The sequence below is a fragment of the Micromonospora sp. WMMA1996 genome (genome assembly GCF_002573675.1).
Lineage (GTDB): Bacteria > Actinomycetota > Actinomycetes > Mycobacteriales > Micromonosporaceae > Micromonospora > Micromonospora sediminicola.
Window position 1 is genome coordinate 248308 of sequence record NZ_PDHU01000001.1, and the last position, 16459, is coordinate 264766.

Below are 16459 nucleotides of genomic sequence, written 5' to 3' on the forward strand. Positions count from 1 at the left end.
GTAAGCGCGGTCAGATCCGCTCCAGCACCACCACCGGGATCTCCCGGTCGGTCTTCGTCTGGTACTCGTCGTACGCCGGCCAGACGGAGGTCATGGCACGCCACAGGCGCGGCTTCTCCGGCGGCGTGGCGGTGCGCGCCCGCGCCCGGAAGGTGTCCGGGCCGACCTGCACCGTGACCTCGGGGTCGGCGAGGAGGTTCAGATACCAGGCCGGATGCCGCGGCGATCCGCCGCGCGAGGCGACCACCAGGTACGCGTCGCCGTCCTGGCCGTAGATCAGGGCGGTGCGCCGCAGGTCACCGGAGCGCCGGCCCCGGGTGGTCAGCAGCAGGGTGAACACCCCGGGCCGCCACTCGTGCCCCTCCGCACCGCCGGTCTCCACATAGCGCCGGATGTGGTCGGCGACCCACCCCTCGGGACTGTCGCGCACCTGCTCGCTGGTGGTCATCGGTCGCTCCGGAGATCGTTCGGGCTGGTCCGGCCCACGGTACCGCCGGCCCGGGCCGGGCACCCGGCGATCGTCGATCAGCGCAGCGCGGCGGCCTGGAGGCTGACGTTCCCGCACTGGCCGAGCGACTCCTCCACGGTCCAGCTCAGCAGCAGTTTCGCGCCGCGCGGAGCCCGGAAGCGGATGGTGAAGTCGGCGGTGAGCGCGGTGTGCGGATCCTCCATCCGGACCGTGCTGACCGGGCCGCCGGCGACCCGGACGTCGAGCCGGCCCCGGGCCATCCACAGCCCGGCGTAGAGGTGCAGGGTGCGCGGCTGCCCGTCGGCGGTTACGGCCAGGGTGAAGCCGCTGCCCCGGTCGCAGGTGTAGACGCCCGACATGGTGCCGCTGGCCGAGCCGACCGGCACGCCGTCGCGCCAGGCGTACTCCTCCGGGTTGTTGCTGTAGCTCTCCCGCCGCCCCCGGCCGCCCTCGTCCCGGATCGCGCCGGAGCCGCCCCGCTTGCGCACCGTGCGGTCGGCGCCGAGCAGTCCCCAGTGGACCCAGTCGACGGCGCCGACGGCGCTGAGGTCGACGGTGGCCGGCACCTCGGCGCGGCTGACCGCGAGCGTGGGGGCCACCGGGGACGGGGCCACCGTGGACGGCGACGGGCTCGGCGACGGCGGCCGCTGTCGGGGCCGCAGGCCGGGGGTGGCGACCGCGCCGTCCCCCTCGCTCGGCAGCCCGACCCGGCCGGTCGGCGCCACCGGCAGCGCCGCGCTCTCCTCGCGGGGTGTGTCGTGGTGCTCGGTGCCCAGGTAGGCCACCAGCGCGGCCAGGCAGAGGAACGCGGCCAGGCCCTCCAGCGCCAGCCGTCGCCGGCGCCGCAGCCGGCGCAGCGCGGACCGGGTGTTCGGGCGGCCCTCACGGTGCGAGCCGGGGCCGGTTCGCGAACGATCCTCCTCGCCCACACACCCTCCGCTTCGGTCACCCGGCGCCGTCGAGGGGCCACCGGAGCGCGACGGGCTTCACGGTGTCACCGGACAGCCCTTTGCGCCATATGTGGGCCGACGGGCGTTTCCAGTTCGTTACCAAGCGGTACCGGTCCGGCAACGCGGTCGCTCAGCTTACCGTCACCGCTTCCAGCGACACCCCGTCGTTCTCCCCGCCGGTCACGGTGAGCGCCCGCCAGGTGATCAGCAGGCGCTGGCCACGCGGCGCCCGGAAGTGGATCACGTACTGGTAGAAGCGGTCGCCCCGGGCCAGCGCCACCTCCCGCACGGCCGGGTCGCGGCCGCCGGGAAGCGACACGTCGAGCCGCGCCCCGGCCGAGAACGCGCCGACGAACAGCCGCACCGTCCGCAGATCCCCGCTGCCGGCCACGGCGAGCGTGAAGGTCTTCCCGGCGCCGCGCTGGAAGACACCCGCCCGGGTGCCCTCCTGCCGCGCGGTGGGTGTGCCATCGGTCCAACCGAGGGCCGCGACCCCGGCGTTGTGCTCCAGCCGGTCACCGCCCGGGTCCTCGATCTCGCCGGTGCCGCGCTGCTTGCGCTGCACGCTGTCCGCGCCGGTGCCGCCCCACTGCCGCCAGTCCCGGGTGCCGAGCAGGCTGAGCGACACCGACGGGGGCACCGGTTCCTGGTCCAGGTCGAGCAGCGGCCCGCCGGGCAGGGCCGGACCGCCGGTGTCCGGCACCACAGTGGGGGGCGCCGCCGTCGGAGCCGGCGTCGACGCGGTCGGCGCCGCCGCGGGCGGGCCCGGGCGCCGTCCGGCCGGTGGCTCCGGCGACCGCGCCGCGTACGCCAGCGCCACCACCGTCACGGTCAGCGCGGCGGTGGCGAGGACGACCCGTCGGCGTCGCCGCCGGGCGCGGGCCGCGGCCACCCGGGTGGCCGGCTGGTCAGGCGCCGACGCCGGCCCGGGGCGCGCGGCCTCGGGCAGCCGGGCGGACCACGCCCGCACCCGGGCGGTGAGCGGGCCGGCCAGGTCGGCGAGCCGGGCGCGGAGACTCTCCGGCGCCGAGTGCCGACCCGGCGTTCTCCCGTCCCACGCCCCGTCGAGGTGGGACGACGCCGGCTCGCCCCGGGTCGCGATGCCGCCGCCGTCGTCCGACGATCGGGCGGGCGCCGGGCCGACTGGTCCGGGCCCGGTCGGTACCGGCCCGGTCGGTACCGGCCCAGTCGGTACGGGTCCGACCAGCGGGGACCCGCCGACGGCGGGGTGCGCCGGCACCGCGTCGACCACGGGCGCGTCACCCCCGTGCTCCGCCGTCGGGGGTTCCGGACCGGCCGGCGGGCCCGCGGGGAGGTCCGGATCGCCAGGCAGGCGGCGGGGCCCGGCGGGCGCCGGCGGCGTGCCGGCCGGCCCGTCCGGCACGGCGGGCAGCCAGCCGCCGACCCGGATTCCGGACTGCGTGAGTTCGTCCTCGGCCACGGACCCTCCCTCGGCCACCGCGCCGGCGGCCGTCACCGTGGCTCGCCGCAGGGCAGGATGACACACCCCTCGATCGTCGAGAAGCCGTCGACCCAGGCCAATTTCCCGACAGTCGCCGCGCGCCCGCCGCCGTTCCGGCGGGGTGGCCCCTTCCGAACGGACCGGTTGCCGCCACTTCCCCGAGGTGGCGGGTGATCCAGGCCGGGTCAGCGCCGCTCGCGGCGGCGGAGCCCACGGTCCGGGTGCCAACTCTCGATCAGCAGGTGGTCCGGTGGGTCCCCGACCCGGGTCAGCACCACCTCGGTCACCTCGACCCGGAACCGGTGCGAGCCGTCCTCGGCCGGCGGCTCCTCGTGCGCCCGGCCGGCGATCTTCGCGTCCCCGCCCCAGGCGGACGGATCGTCCGGCGGCGTGTCCTCGGTCGGGCTGTGCACCGCCACCCGAGGATCACGTCGCAGGTCGAGAGCCTTCACGGCGCCGGCCATGCTGCCCAGCCGGAGCTGCCCGTCGTCGCCGAAGTCGACCTCGGTGCCGCTGATCCGGGGTGAGCCGTCCCGCCGCAGCGTCGCCATCGTGCCGTGCTTGCGGACCGCGAAACGCGCCCGCACCCGCGCCGCGAAGTCGGGCTCGGACGCCACCAGGTCGGACCACCACGTCATCGGCCCAGTCTGTCCGGGAAACCTGACAGGGCGCGGCGTCTTTTCCCGCGAACTCAGCCGACCTGGAAGCCGAGCGCCTGGGCCAGCAGCACCGCCTGCTCGGCGTCGATCCGCGCGCCGGCCCGCTCCACCGCTGTCGGGTCGAGCGCGGACAGGTCACTGCCCCGCAGGTCGGCGCGGGTCAGCTTGACCGCGTGCAACTGGGCGCCGGAGAGGTCGACGCCGGTGAGCACCGCGCCGGTCAGGTCGGCCCCGCTCAGGTCGGCCTCGCGCATCCGTACGTCGGTGAACCGCGCGCCGCGAAGGTCGGCGCCGGGGAGTGCGACGAAGGACCAGTCACCCCGGTCGACCCGCAGCGGGCGCAGGTCGCAGCGGTCGAAGGTGCTGCCGACCAGCTTGCAGCCGGTGAACTCGGCCTCGAACAGGTTGCACCGGGTGAAGGAGCACCGGGTGAACGCCGAGTCGGTGTGCCGGGAGGCGTTGAACGCCACGGAGCCGAAGACGCACTCGGTGAAGACCGCGCCCCGGCTGACCGCCTCGGTCAGGTCGACGTCGAAGAACTCGCAGCGCACGAAGTGGCGGTCGACCAGGTCTTCCGCGTACCAGTCCTGCTGGCGGTAGGTGACGTCCTCGACCGGTTCGGGCATGCCGCCGACACTAGTGTGGGCGGCCGACACTTCCCGCCCGCCGTACCGGCCGGTAGGTTCGCGTCGTGAGTGTCGCAGTGAGCACCGAGCCCGACCGCGTCGGCTTCGACCCCGCCCGGCTGGCGCGGATCGACCAGCACTTCGCCCGCTACGTGGACGACGGCCGGCTCGCCGGCTGGCAGATCGTCGTCACCCGGCGGGGCGAGATCGCCCACTCGGCCACCTACGGGCTGCGGGACCGCGAGGCCGGCACGCCGGTCGAGGCGGACACGCTCTGGCGCATCTACTCGATGACCAAGCCGATCACCTCGGTCGCCGCGATGATGCTCTGGGAGGAGGGCCGGTTCGAGCTCAACGACCCGGTCAGCCGCTGGCTGCCGGAGTTCGCCGACGTCCGGGTCTACGACAAGGGCTCCGTGCTCAAGCCCTACACCGTGCCGGCGACCGAGCCGATCCGGATCTGGCACCTGCTCACCCACACCGCCGGCCTGACGTACGGCTTCGCCCAGGTCTCGGTGGTCGACGGCCTCTACCGGGCGGCGGGCTTCGACCTGGGCGTGCCGGCCGGCGCGGACCTCGCCGCGGCCTCGGCCGGCCTGGCCCGACTGCCGCTGCTCTTCCAGCCCGGCACGAGCTGGAACTACGGCGTCTCCACCGACGTGCTGGGCCGCCTGGTCGAGGTGGTCTCCGGGCAGTCGCTGGACGCGTTCCTCGCCGAGCGGATCCTGCGCCCGCTCGGGATGACCGACACCCGCTGGTGGGTCGACGCGGCGGACGCCAAGCGGCTGGCCGCCCTCTACGCCCCGCACCCGGCGACCGGCCAGGCGGTACGCGCCGACGGCGTCGGCCGAGCCGCGCTGGCCGAGCCGAGCTGGCACTCCGGCGGCGGCGGTCTGGTCTCCACCGCCGCCGACTACCACCGCTTCACCCAGTTCCTGCTGCGCGGCGGCGAGCTGGACGGGGTCCGCCTGCTCGGCCCCCGCACGCTGCGCTTCATGACCCGCAACCACCTGCCCGGCGGCCGGGACCTGGCCTCGTTCTCCCCGGAGGGGTTCAGCGAAACCGTCCTCGACGGGATCGGCTTCGGGCTGGGCTTCGCCGTGGTGCTGGACCCGGTGCCGTCGCGGGTGCCCAGCAGCGTGGGCGAGTTCTACTGGGGCGGCCTGGCCAGCACCGCGTTCTGGGTGGACCCGGTGGAGGAGGTCACCGCGCTGCTGTTCACCCAGCTCATGCCGTCGAGCACCTATCCGCTGCGCGGCCAGTTGCGCCAGCTCGTCTACTCGGCGCTCGTCGACTGACCGGTTCGGCGGAACGGCACCCGCCCGGCGGCCCGCTGCCTAGCCTGTGAGGCATGAGCGACATCGTCGTGTTCGGCGCCGGCGGGACGGCGGGCTCCCGGATCGCCGCCGAGGCGGTCGAGCGGGGGCACCGGGTCACCGCGGCGGTACGCCGCCCCGAGGCCGTCGGCTACCTGCCGCCGGGCGTCCGCACGGTCACCGGCGACGCCACCTCGGCGCGGAGCGTACGCGAGCTGGCCGAGGAGGCGGACGTGGTCGTGGTGGCCATCGGCGGCGGGGAACGCGCGCTGTGGCGCGACGCCGCCCGGACGCTCGTCGACACGCTGCGCGAGCTGCCGGACCCGCCCCGGGTGATCCACGTCGGCGGCGGCGCGACGCTGCTCACCCCGAAGGGCACCCGCTACCTGGACGAGCCGGACTTCCCGGCCGACTACCGCGACTCGGCCGAGGGCCAGGCCGACGCGCTGGAGTTCTACCGCTCCAGCGCCGACGGGGTGACCTGGACGTACGTGTCCCCGCCGCCGTTGGAGTTCCACCCGGGCGAGCGGACCGGGCTCTACCGCACCGGCACCGACCACCCGGTGACCGACGCGCAGGGACGCTCGGTGCTCACCTACGAGGACCTGGCGGTGGCGATCGTCGACGAGATCGAGAACCCGAGGTTCGGCAACGCGCGGTTCACCGCCGCGTACTGATCAGTCGGCCAGCCGGGCCGGGAAGCCGCCGGTGGCGATCGGACCCCAGGAGGAGATCGTGACCCGGATCAGCGACTTGCCCTGCTTCGCCATGGCCGCCCGGTACTCGTCCCAGTCCGGGTGCTCCCCGGAGATGCTGCGGAAGTAGTCCACCAGCGGCTCCAGCGCCTCGGGCAGGTCGAGCACCTCGGCCGTGCCGTCCACCTGCACCCACGGGCCGTCCCAGTCGTCGGAGAGCACGCACGCCGAGACGCGCGGGTCGCGGCGGATGTTGGCCACCTTGGCCCGCTCCGGATAGGTGGAGACGACCAGCCGGCCCTCTGCGTCGACCCCGCAGGAGACCGGGGAGGACTGGGGGCGGCCGTCGGAGCGGGTCGTCATCAGCACGACGCGGTGCCGGGGGCGGAGGAACTCGGTCAGGGCGTCCCGGTCGACCCGGGTGTTGCGCGCGATGCTGCGTGGCATCCCTCGGTTCTACCAGGCCGGCGGCCGCATCTCAGCGCGGGCGGCCGGCGGCCCGCCGCGGGGAGACCTGTTCCGGCACACGCGGGCGCGCGGGCGGCCGCCAGGCGCGGCCGTTGGCGTAGATCACCCGGAAGCCGAGGTACGCGGCGAGCGGTGCCCAGTGCGCCGAGCCCATCCGCAGCTCGGCGGCGTTGTGCCGCTGCCCGTTGGCCAGCACGTCGAGCAGCACGGTCTCGAAGGCGGCCGACTCGACCCAGTCGACCTCGCGGGTGAAACCGCAGACCAGCGCCGCGCCGGTGACGTCGAGGAACCCGCGCAGCGCGGCGTCCGAGGCACGCAGCACCGAGCAGCTGCCGAAGTAGAGGCGACGCCCCTCGCAGCGGCCGGCCATCCGCTCGGCCACGTCGGCCAGCTCCACCGAGTCCCAGTCGGTGAGACAGAGCCGGCTCGGCTCGCCGTGCATGGCGAAGAAGCCGACCCGGTGGTCCGCGTACTGCTTGAGCAGCCACCGGTCCAGGAAGTAGAACAACTCGTCGCGGGTGGCGGCGTCCTTGTGGATGTAGCGGATCCGGCCCAGCCGTTCGAGCAGGTCGAGGGTGGGCAGGACCGAGCCCCGCTCGTTGAGGTCACGGTGCCACTGCCCCTCGACGCAGAACACGCCGCCACGCGCCAACGCCCACCTCCCCGCCCACGAGGGTCGCCGCCCTGGTCGCCCCCGGGCCCGGCAGCAGACGTTACCGCCCCCGTCCGACAGGCGACATCACCCTCGGTGTCACCCCGCGCGCGGATGGTGCCCGGCCGTCCGATTCGCAAAACGTCACTATTCACAGGCAATGCCCAGCAATGAGTAAACGCGAGAACAATTTCCGCTAATCACCACGAAGACTCCCGCCGGCTGTCACGGTGAGAAGGACGGGACGTAGCGGTCGATGTGCCCGTCCCGACCCCAGTTCCGCTCTCATCGGGAGGACTCCTGTGCGCGTCAACACCCTGAAGCGGGCGGCCGTCGCGTTCGCGCTGGCCCTGCCCGGGGCCGCCGTCGCGACGGTCGTCGCCGCACCGGCGGCCCACGCCGACGGCTGCTACACCTGGCCCCGCACCCTGTCCCAGGGACGCTCCGGCGAGGACGTCCGGCAGCTCCAGATCCGGGTGGCCGGCTGGGCCGGATACGCCGGCGTCGTCCGGATCGACGGGAAGTACGGCCCGGAGACAGCCGCCGCGGTCAAGCGCTTCCAGTCCGCGTACGGCCTGCGCGCCGACGGCGTGGCCGGACCACAGACCTTCGCCAAGATCTACGGCCTCCAGGACGACGACTGCACGCCGAAGCACTTCAGCTACAGCGAGCTGGACAACGGCTGCGGCAAGGGCGGGTGGAGCGGGGGCCCGCTCTCGTCGTCCGCCACCCGGGAGAACGCGGTCCGCACCATGTGGAAGCTGGAGGCGCTGCGGCGCAGCCTCGGCGACAAGCCGCTCTACGTCTCCAGCGGATTCCGCAGCATCGCCTGCAACAAGCAGGTCGGCGGCGCCGCGGACAGCCAGCACCTCTACGGCAACGCGGCCGACCTGACCTCGCGGGACCGGACCCTCTGCGAGATCGCCCGCTCGGCCCGGGACCAGGGCTTCAGCGGCATCTACGGCCCCGGCTACCCGGACCACGACGACCACACCCACGTGGACTCGCGCCGGGAGAACACCAAGGACAAGACGGCGAACACCACCGACTGGTCGGCACCGGACTGCGCGGTCAACTGACCCGGACGGCGACGGCGGCCCGGCGCGGGGGTGGGGGCTCCCCGCGTCGGGCCGCCGCCGGCGTGACCCCGGTGCGGCGCGGCCGACGCCACGTCGCGACCCGAGGGACGGGCGTCAGCTCGCCCGGGGCCAACGCGGCCGGGCGACCGGGGCGGGCCGCCCGGCGACGGGTCGCGGACCGGGCCGCACCGGCGGCGCGGCGACCCGTGGCACCGGACCCCGCGCGGCCGGGGCGGCGGACCGGGCCGGCTGGCCCGGGGCGCCCGGCCGGGCGGGCTGGCCGGCGGCCGGACGGGCCGACGGGCCGCCCAGCACGAACGGGAACGGTACGTGCACGAACGGATTGCCGTGCCGGATCAGCGCGTCGATCTGACGCTCGTTGAGGCCGTGCGTCTCCAGCACCCGGCGCCCCCAACGGTGCAACCGGCAGGGGAACGCCGCCCCGTCGTTGCGGCACTTCGGCCCCGCGGGCCACTCCTCGGCGGCGTGCACCACCACCGCCCGGACCGCGAGGCGGACGTCCTCCGGGGTCAACGGCGCCGGCATCGGCACCTCGCCCAGGATCTGGTCGATGGGATCCGTCGACTGCTCACCAACTCGCACGGCAGGCCTCCCGCAGCTCGGCAGCGGTGCGGCGGACCGGCCGCACCACATCCTCGACCACTGGTACGGCCCGGAAACGGCGACAGTTCAATCCCGCGAGACGGTATGCGGTGACCGCTGTCAGACCAGGTCGGCGTCCTGGACCAGCAGGGCCACCTGCACCCGGTTGTTCAGGTCGAGCTTGGTCAGCAGCCGGGACACGTACGCCTTCACCGTCGCCACGCTCATGAACAGCTCGGCGGAGATCTCCGCGTTCGTACGCCCCCGGCCGAGCAGCAGCGCGACCTCCCGCTCCCGCTCCGACAACCCGCCCAGCAGCCGTACCGCCCGGTCCCGCTTCGGATCCGGGCTCGGGGCCGGCGCGGCGGCGGTCACGTGCGCGATCAACTTGCGGGTCACCGCCGGGGACAACGTCGCCTCCCCGGCCGCCACCCGGCGTACCGCGGCCACGATCTCCGCCGGCGGGGTGTCCTTGAGCAGGAAGCCGCTCGCCCCGGCGCGCAACGCGCGCAGCACCTGCTCGTCCGCGTCGAACGTGGTCAGCACCAGCACCTCGGGCGGTTCCGCGGTCGCGCGCAACGCCTCCGTGGCGGCCAGCCCGTCCACCCGGGGCATCCGGATGTCCATCAGCACCACGTCCGGCGCGTGGGCGGCGACGGCCGCCGGCACCTCCGCCCCGTCGGTGGCCTCGCCGACCACCGTCAGGTCGGGCACGCCGCCGAGGATCATCGACAGGGCGCCCCGGACCAGCGGGTCGTCGTCCACGATCAGCACCCGCACGGACCCGGTCATGAGGCTCCCCCTGATCGCGACTGCGGGGCTCGCAGACCCGGCTCACTCCTCGCGCTCACGAGGCTCCCCCTGATCGCGACTGCGGGGCTCGCAGACCCGGCTCACTCCTCGCGCTCACGAGGCTCCCCCTGATCGCGACTGCGGGGCTCGCAGACCCGGCTCGCTCCTCGCGCTCACGAGGCCACCGCCCAGGGCAGCCAGGCGGTCAGCCGGAAGTCGCCGTCGGCGTCCCGGCCGTGGTCGAGGCGTCCGCCGGCCAGCGTGACCCGCTCGGCGACGCCGACCAGCCCGGTGCCGGTGCCGGGGATGGCGGTGACCGGCCCGCCCACCGGCCAGGGGTTGCGGATCTCCACCGCCAGCCCGTCGCCGGGGCCGCCGGCCAGCCGGACGGTCACCACCGCACCGGGCGCGTGCTTGCGCGCGTTGGTGAGCCCCTCCTGCACGATCCGGTACGCGCTGCGCCCGATCGCCGCCGGCACCTCGGCCGGCTCGGTCACCTCGTCGACCACGCTGACCCGTACCCCGGCGTCCCGGCTCTCCGCCACCAGCGCCGGCACGTCGCCGAGCGTCGGCTGCGGCCGCTCCGGGGTGGCCTCGGTGCTCACCTCGGCCCGCAGCACACCGATCACCTCGCGCAGGTCCTGCAACGCGGCGTGCGCGCTGGCCCGGATCACCCCGGCCGCCCGGGCGACCTCCTCCGGCGGCGCGTCCGGACGGAACTCCAGCGCGCCCGCGTGCAGGCTGAGCAGGGAGATCCGGTGGGCCAGCACGTCGTGCATCTCCCGGGCGATCCGGCCACGTTCCAGGTGCCGGGCCTGCTCGAGCCGGAGCTGCTGCTCGGCCTCGGCCCGCTCGGCCCGGTCGCGCAGCGAGAGCACCAGCTGGCGGCGGGCCCGGACGAACAGCGCCCACGCCAGCACGATGCCGAGGAACAGCACGGTCCACGCCATCGCCGCCCAGAGCGGCATGGCCGGGTCGGGGCGGAGCGCGATGTAGGGCAGCGAGGTGACCACGTTCCAGCCGACCAGGGTCAGCCCCAACGGCAGCGGGCGGTGCACCAGCACGGTGAACAGCACGATCAGCAGCGCGGCGCCGGCGGTGACCGAGAAGAACGTCAGCGGCGCGGTGGCCACGGCCAGCCCGACCGGCCAGCGCCGGCGCAGCCAGAGCGCGACGGTCGCCAGCAGACCGGCGAGCAGGTCGACCCCGATCAGCCAGTCCGGACCGACGTTGAGCGCGAACTCGGGGTCCCGGCTGACCGCGTCCTCGTGCGCGACCAGCACCCAGAGCAGGGCGACCAGGAACAGCAGGCTGTCGACGAACCAGTCCCGCGGGGTCCGCCGGGGGGCCCGGGCGGGCACCAGGGAGCCCGGCAGGAGCCAGGGGTGATCGGGTACGACGGCGCTGCTCACCCGCCCCATGGTAGGTAGCCGCCCGGACCGGCTGCCAGCTACCAAAGTCGACGTCTGCGGTGAACCTCGGTCGGCGCCGGCAGCTACCGGAGGCCGCAGCGGATCACCGGGTGGCCCCGGCAGGCTTCTCGGCATGATCGAAGTCGACCACCTGACCAAGCGGTACGGCCCGCACACCGCCGTCGAGGACGTGACGTTCCGCTGCGAACCGGGCACGGTGACCGGATTCCTCGGCCCGAACGGCGCCGGCAAGTCCACCACGATGCGCATGATCTGCGGGATGACGCCGCCCAGCTCGGGCGGCGCCACGGTCGCCGGCCGGCCCTACCGTGAGCTGCCCAACCCCGGGCGGGAGATCGGCGTCCTGCTCGACGCCTCGGCCCAGCACGCCGGGCGCACCGGCCGGGAGACGCTCACCCTGGCCGCCCGCACCATGGGCGTGGACCGGGGGCAGGTCGCCGCGAAGCTGGACCTGGTCGGGTTGAACGAGACCGCCGCGCGACGGCGGGTCGGCGCGTACTCCCTGGGCATGCGGCAGCGGCTCGGCCTGGCGCTGGCGCTGCTGGGCGACCCCCGGGTGCTGATCCTGGACGAGCCGGCCAACGGCCTGGACCCGGAGGGGATCTTCTGGATGCGCGGCCTGCTGCGCGACTTCGCCGACCGGGGCGGCACGGTGCTGCTCTCCTCCCACCTGCTGCGGGAGGTGGAGGCGGTGGCCGACCGGCTGGTGGTCATCGGCGGCGGCGCGGTGGTCGCCCAGGGCGGCAAGGACGAGCTGCTGGCCGGGGCCGGCACCCTGGTCCGCGCCCGGGACCAGCACGCCCTGCGGCTCACCCTGGACCGGGCCGCGCTGCCGGCCACCGCCGGCACCGACGGCGGCTTCGTCGTCCGGGCCGAGCCGGGGGAGGTCGGCCAGGCGGCCGCCGACGCCGGGCTGGTCCTCACCGAACTGCGCCCGGCCGGCACCGGCGGCCTGGAACAGCTCTTCCTCACCCTCACCGCCGGCGCGTCGACCAAGGAGGCCGTCCGATGACCACCGCCACCGTCCCCACCACGGCCCCGGCCCGGCGCGAGCCGGTCGTCTCCGGTCCCTCACTGGCCCGGCTGACCGGGGTGGAGCTGCGCAAGCTCGCCGACACCCGGGCCGGGCGCTGGCTGCTCGTCACGATCGGGCTGATCGCCGCCGTGATCGTGGTGGTGCAGCTCTTCGTCGTCGAGCCGGAGGATCAGACCTTCACCGCCTTCTTCACCCCGTCGCTGCTGCCGGTGGGGCTGCTGCTGCCGGTGCTGGGCATCCTCTCCATCACCGGCGAGTGGTCGCAGCGCACCGCGCTGACCACGTTCGCGCTGGTGCCCCGCCGCCAGCGGGTGATCGCCGCCAAGCTCGTCGCGGTGGTGCTGGCCGCGCTCGGCTCGGTGCTGGTCAGCCTGGCGGTCGCCGCCGTCGGCACGCTCGCCGCCCGGGCCACCGGCGGGGCCGGGGCGTGGACGTTCGACTGGCAGCTGCTGCCGTACGCGGCGGTGTTCCAGGTGGCCAACGTGCTGATGGGCGCCGGATTCGGCCTGCTGCTGCTGAACACGCCGCTGGCCATCGTCACCTACCTGCTGCTGCCCACCGTGTGGAGCGTGCTGTCGGCGATGATCAAGGCGCTGCGGGAGCCGGCCGGCTGGCTGGACACCTCGCTCACCATGGAGCCGCTGCTCGGCCCGGACGTGACCGCCGGGCAGTGGGGCCGGCTCGGTGTCTCGCTGGCCGTCTGGATGGTCCTCCCGCTGGCCGCCGGGCTGGTGCGCACGCTGCGGCGGGAGGTGTCCTGACCGTGGCGGCCCGGGAACCCGGCGACGTCGTCGTGGTCGACGGCGGGCCCGGCGAGCTGGTGCTGATGTGGGTCGGGTTCCCGCTGCTCGGGGCGGGACTGGGCGCCGGGCTGACCGCCGTGTCCGGCTGGATCGCCGGGCTGGCCTGGTTCCCCTTCCAGGGCGTGTTCGAGCTGCTCGACCGATGGCCGGACCAGCGGGCGTACCCGGTCGGCGCGGGGGTGGCGGCGCTGGCCGGCCTGGTGCTGGCGTTCCTGGGGGCCCGGGAGCGGCTGACCGTGACGGTCGGCCACCGGTCGGTGCGGCTGCACCGCGACGGGCACGGCCGGGACGTCGCCCGGGCCGCTGTCACCGGCGTGTTCGTCGACGGCAGGGCGTTGGTCCTGCTGGACGACGCCGGGGGCGAACTGGCCCGGGAGCGGTCCGACCTGAGCGCCGAGCGGCTGCGCGCGGCGTTCACCCGGCAGGGCTGGCCGTGGACCGGGCAGGACCCGCACCGGGACGCCTACCGGCGGTGGGTGGCCGGGTTGCCCGGGCTGCCGCCCGGCGCGGACGCCCTGCTGCGGGCCCGGCAGCGGGCCGTCGACGGCGGCCACGGCGACGAGGCCCGGGAGCTGCACGGGGAGCTGGCCCGGCTCGGCGTCGTGGTGCGCGACGAGGGAAAACGCCAATACTGGCGCCTGGTCCCCCACCCCCGAAACCACTGACCCCGGACCACGCCGGCGCCCTTGGCCCACCTCGACCTCGGGCGGCGGGGCGGGGCGGGGCGGCCTACACTCGGGGCCCCCGATCGCCCGATGGGAGGCCCCGTGCGTCCTCGGCTCGCACCTCCGGCCCTGGTCCTGGCCCTGCTGCTCACCGGTTGCGGCGGTGGGACCGAACAGGTCGCCCTGCCGCCGCCGTCGAGCGCCCCGCCGACCTCCCCGGCGCCGTTGACCGTCAAGGAGGCGAAGGGGCGTTACCTGTCGCTGGTCGCGCCGTACGACATCGCGCGGGACGAGTTGGCGGAAGCGATGAAGGCCGGTCGGCAGTGGCGGACGGTGCGGGAGCGGGCCGGTGCGGTCGCCGCCGCCAATGCCGCCTGTGCGGAGCAGCTCCGGGGCACGAGTTGGCCGGCGGCCGTGCAGGCGCCGATGACCGCGCTGCTCGCCGAGCACGAGATCGCGTTGCGGCACTGGAAGCTGGCGGCCGAGGCCGGGAGCAGTGCCGTGCTGCGCCGCGAGATCAAGGCCGCCGAGGCGCACACCGGTGACCGGACGGCCGGCAAGGTCCGCGCCGCCCTGGGCCTCCCACCCCGCCGCCCCGCCTGACCCCGACAGCCTCTGCCGACGCGCCGCCCGCCTGTCCGGGGACGCCGGCGGGTCAGGCGGCGATCACCGCCACCGCCAGCCCGGCGAAGGCCAGGGACAGCGCCGCGCCGGTCGCGCGCCGCCAGCGGGGCGCCCCGGCGACGACGGGCAGGTCCCGCCACCGCCGGAAGGCGGGCACCAGGGCCGCCCCGCTCAGCGCCGCGCCGAGCGGCCAGAGCCAGCCCGGGACCACCGACCAGTCGCCGAGCCGGTGCGCGAGGCCGAGGTAGAGCACCGCCCAGACGGCGGCGGAGAGCACGGTGGTCCGGTCCGGTCCGCGGCGGGCGACGCTCCACAGCGACAGGCCGCCGAGGAACGTGAACGCCAGCGCGAGCCCGCCGCCGATCCAGCCCGGCAGGCCGGTCGACTCGCTCGCCGCGTCGCCGGTGACCCCGAGCAGCCGCAGGCCGAGCGCGTCCAGGTCGCGGGCGGTGTTGCCGAGCACCACGACGCCCCGGTCGGCGGCGCGGTCGTAGCCGACGTACGCCCGGAAGCCGCCGGTGCCGCCGTTGTGCCAGACGATCTCCCGGTCGCCGTACCGGCTGGTGAACCAGCCGTAGCCGATCCGACGGTCACCCCCGGCGTCGAAGCGGGGCGTGGCGGCGTCGACGCCGGGCGCGGTGCCGGCGAGCATCGCGGCGGTGAGCCGGGCCAGGTCCTCGGCGGTGGACCAGACGCCGATGCCGGCCGGGGCGTAGCCGGCGCCCACCCACGCGTCGGCGGGCCGGCCGCCGGCGGCGGCGCCCTCCGCCCGAGCGGCGGGTAGCTGGTCGGGCCCGGTGGCGACCACGGTGGCGGTCATGCCCAGCGGCCGCAGCACGTCCCGCCCGACCAGTTCCGGGTAGCCGACACCGGCCCGCGCGGCGAGCCCCTGGCCGAGCAGGGACATGCCGAAGTTGGAGTAGGAGACCGAGCCGCGTCCTTCGCCCGGTTCGACCCCGGCGGCGTCGGCCACGACGCGGTCCACGTCGTCGCCGGCGTAGGCGTTGCCGGCGGTGAGCGACGTCCACCAGGCTCCGGCCCAGGTGGACGGGCCGGTTGGCAGCCGGGGCAGCCCGGAGCGGTGGCTGGCGAGTTCGGCGAGCGTGACCTCGCCGGCCGGGCCGGTGACGCCCGGCAGGACGGTGTCGAGCCGGTCGTCGGGGCGGACCACGCCGGACGCCACCTGGCGGGCCAGGAGCATGCCGGTGAGCGGCTTGCCGACGGAACCGATCTCGAACGGGGTGCCCGGCTCGACGGCCGGCCCGCCCGGCGCCCGGTCGCCGAGGCCGGCGACCCGGATCCGGCCGTCCTCGATCGAGGCCACCGCGAGGCCGCGCAGGCCGTCGGGGTCGTCGACGGCGACGCGGACGGTCGCGGCCAGCTCGGCGTCGCCGGTCTGCTGCCGGCCGAGGTCGGGGGCCCGGGGCGCCAGGCCGGTCGCGGCGGCCGCGGCCACGAGGCCGGCGGCGACCGTGAGGACGGTCGGGGTACGCATGGTGCTGCCTCCCGTCGGGGTGGGGTGGGGTCGGTCAGCGGCGCGCGGCGGTGAGGATGGCCAGCAGCGGCACCACCCGCTCGGGCGGGATGTCGTAGCGCCCGCGGGCGCCGCTGCGCAGCCAGCCGGCGGCGGCGAGTTGCCGCAGGTGGTGGTGGAGCTGCCCGGTGGTGCCGAGGCCGTCGAGGTCGGCCAGTTCGGCGGTGCCGTGCCGGCCGCCGAGGATCTCCCGCAGCAGTCGCAGCCGAACCGGGTGGGCCAGCGCGGTGAGCGTGCCGGCCAGCGCCGGCCAGTCGCCGTCGAGCAGGTCGTCGACGGTGGCGCCGTACTGCCAGTCGTAGTGCCGGTCGGCGGTGTGGACGGTGCCGGTGTAGAGCACCGCCCCGGGGCCGTCGGCGGGCACCCGCCGCTTCAGGCCGGCGAGCGCCCAGAACACGTCCTCCGGCGCGGTGTCGTCGGCCTCGGCCGGCGGTGCCGCGCCGACCAGCCGCGCCACCTGCGCTTCCAGGGCCGCCAGCCGTTCCTCCACACTCGCCACGCCCACCAAGGTACGTAAGTACGTAGCTACGTGCAAGTGGAGGAATCCGGGATCCCGTGAACGCGTGATGTGGACCCCCGGTCCTCCGCCGGAC

The 16459-nt window shown here is 75.6% G+C and carries 19 protein-coding genes; 7 read left to right on the forward strand and 12 right to left on the reverse strand.

The features are described 5' to 3' along the window. Nucleotides 1-10 precede the first annotated feature (10 nt). From COO58_RS01215 to COO58_RS01235, 5 genes are all read right to left on the reverse strand, one after another. The gene (locus tag COO58_RS01215; protein WP_091581120.1) at nt 11-448 is read right to left on the reverse strand and encodes a nitroreductase family deazaflavin-dependent oxidoreductase; all 438 of its coding nucleotides are present in this window, start codon (nt 446-448) and stop codon (nt 11-13) included. Between the two features lie 77 nt (nt 449-525). Further along, nucleotides 526-1398 carry a hypothetical protein gene (locus COO58_RS01220; protein WP_245666853.1) on the reverse strand — a complete coding sequence of 291 codons (873 nt, stop codon included), beginning with the start codon at nt 1396-1398 and terminating at the stop codon, nt 526-528. A gap of 151 nt (nt 1399-1549) precedes the next feature. Further along, a complete protein-coding gene (locus COO58_RS30560) occupies nt 1550-2860 on the reverse strand; it encodes a hypothetical protein (RefSeq protein ID WP_098746015.1) in 1311 nt (436 codons plus the stop codon). Nucleotides 2861-3066: 206 nt separating this feature from the next. Then, on the reverse strand, nt 3067-3519 hold the full coding sequence (locus COO58_RS01230; RefSeq protein WP_098743487.1) for a pyridoxamine 5'-phosphate oxidase family protein: 453 nt from the start codon (nt 3517-3519) through the stop codon (nt 3067-3069). Between the two features lie 53 nt (nt 3520-3572). Then, nucleotides 3573-4166 carry a pentapeptide repeat-containing protein gene (locus COO58_RS01235; RefSeq protein WP_098743488.1) on the reverse strand — a complete coding sequence of 198 codons (594 nt, stop codon included), beginning with the start codon at nt 4164-4166 and terminating at the stop codon, nt 3573-3575. A 65-nt stretch (nt 4167-4231) separates the two neighbouring features. On the opposite strand from COO58_RS01235, the gene COO58_RS01240 reads away from it, so the two are divergent. Together COO58_RS01240 and COO58_RS01245 are read left to right on the forward strand one after the other, a co-directional pair. Continuing rightward, nucleotides 4232-5464, forward strand: a complete 1233-nt coding sequence (locus COO58_RS01240; RefSeq protein ID WP_091581134.1) for a serine hydrolase — start codon at nt 4232-4234, stop codon at nt 5462-5464. A 53-nt stretch (nt 5465-5517) separates the two neighbouring features. Continuing rightward, on the forward strand, nt 5518-6159 hold the full coding sequence (locus COO58_RS01245) for an NAD(P)-dependent oxidoreductase (RefSeq protein WP_091581137.1): 642 nt from the start codon (nt 5518-5520) through the stop codon (nt 6157-6159). Here the strand turns inward: COO58_RS01245 and COO58_RS01250 are convergent, their stop codons facing one another. Both COO58_RS01250 and COO58_RS01255 read right to left on the reverse strand, forming a co-directional pair. Then, nucleotides 6160-6624: a PPOX class F420-dependent oxidoreductase gene (locus tag COO58_RS01250; protein WP_098743490.1), complete on the reverse strand. Its 465-nt coding sequence runs from the start codon at nt 6622-6624 to the stop codon at nt 6160-6162. A gap of 31 nt (nt 6625-6655) precedes the next feature. Continuing rightward, nucleotides 6656-7297 (reverse strand): hypothetical protein, encoded by a 642-nt coding sequence (locus tag COO58_RS01255; protein ID WP_098743491.1) that lies wholly within the window; start codon nt 7295-7297, stop codon nt 6656-6658. 302 nt (nt 7298-7599) lie between these two features. Here COO58_RS01255 and COO58_RS01260 point away from each other — a divergent pair, with 302 nt between their 5' ends. Next, a complete protein-coding gene (locus COO58_RS01260) occupies nt 7600-8376 on the forward strand; it encodes a D-Ala-D-Ala carboxypeptidase family metallohydrolase (protein ID WP_091581150.1) in 777 nt (258 codons plus the stop codon). Nucleotides 8377-8490: 114 nt separating this feature from the next. Here COO58_RS01260 and COO58_RS01265 read toward each other — a convergent pair whose 3' ends face one another. The 3 genes from COO58_RS01265 to COO58_RS01275 form a co-directional block, all read right to left on the reverse strand. Continuing rightward, nucleotides 8491-8979, reverse strand: a complete 489-nt coding sequence (locus tag COO58_RS01265) for a hypothetical protein (RefSeq protein ID WP_091581154.1) — start codon at nt 8977-8979, stop codon at nt 8491-8493. A gap of 120 nt (nt 8980-9099) precedes the next feature. Next, complete coding sequence (locus COO58_RS01270) at nt 9100-9771, reverse strand: response regulator transcription factor (protein ID WP_098743493.1); 672 nt, start codon at nt 9769-9771, stop codon at nt 9100-9102. 173 nt (nt 9772-9944) lie between these two features. Then, nucleotides 9945-11183 carry a sensor histidine kinase gene (locus tag COO58_RS01275; protein WP_098746017.1) on the reverse strand — a complete coding sequence of 413 codons (1239 nt, stop codon included), beginning with the start codon at nt 11181-11183 and terminating at the stop codon, nt 9945-9947. 133 nt (nt 11184-11316) lie between these two features. Between COO58_RS01275 and COO58_RS01280 the strand changes: the two genes are divergently transcribed. The 4 genes from COO58_RS01280 (at nt 11317) to COO58_RS01295 (ending at nt 14311) form a co-directional block, all read left to right on the forward strand. Further along, complete coding sequence (locus tag COO58_RS01280; RefSeq protein ID WP_098743494.1) at nt 11317-12216, forward strand: ABC transporter ATP-binding protein; 900 nt, start codon at nt 11317-11319, stop codon at nt 12214-12216. After that, nucleotides 12213-13001: an ABC transporter permease gene (locus tag COO58_RS01285; protein WP_091581163.1), complete on the forward strand. Its 789-nt coding sequence runs from the start codon at nt 12213-12215 to the stop codon at nt 12999-13001. The genes COO58_RS01280 and COO58_RS01285 overlap by 4 nt, the downstream gene beginning before the upstream one ends. A gap of 2 nt (nt 13002-13003) precedes the next feature. Beyond that, nucleotides 13004-13708, forward strand: coding sequence for a hypothetical protein (locus COO58_RS01290; protein ID WP_098743496.1), 705 nt, complete (start codon nt 13004-13006; stop codon nt 13706-13708). A gap of 102 nt (nt 13709-13810) precedes the next feature. Beyond that, nucleotides 13811-14311 (forward strand): hypothetical protein, encoded by a 501-nt coding sequence (locus COO58_RS01295; RefSeq protein ID WP_098743498.1) that lies wholly within the window; start codon nt 13811-13813, stop codon nt 14309-14311. Between the two features lie 52 nt (nt 14312-14363). Here the strand turns inward: COO58_RS01295 and COO58_RS01300 are convergent, their stop codons facing one another. Together COO58_RS01300 and COO58_RS01305 are read right to left on the reverse strand one after the other, a co-directional pair. Then, nucleotides 14364-15827 carry a serine hydrolase gene (locus tag COO58_RS01300; protein WP_098743499.1) on the reverse strand — a complete coding sequence of 488 codons (1464 nt, stop codon included), beginning with the start codon at nt 15825-15827 and terminating at the stop codon, nt 14364-14366. Between the two features lie 34 nt (nt 15828-15861). Beyond that, nucleotides 15862-16365, reverse strand: a complete 504-nt coding sequence (locus COO58_RS01305) for a helix-turn-helix transcriptional regulator (RefSeq protein WP_098746021.1) — start codon at nt 16363-16365, stop codon at nt 15862-15864. Nucleotides 16366-16459 lie beyond the last annotated feature (94 nt).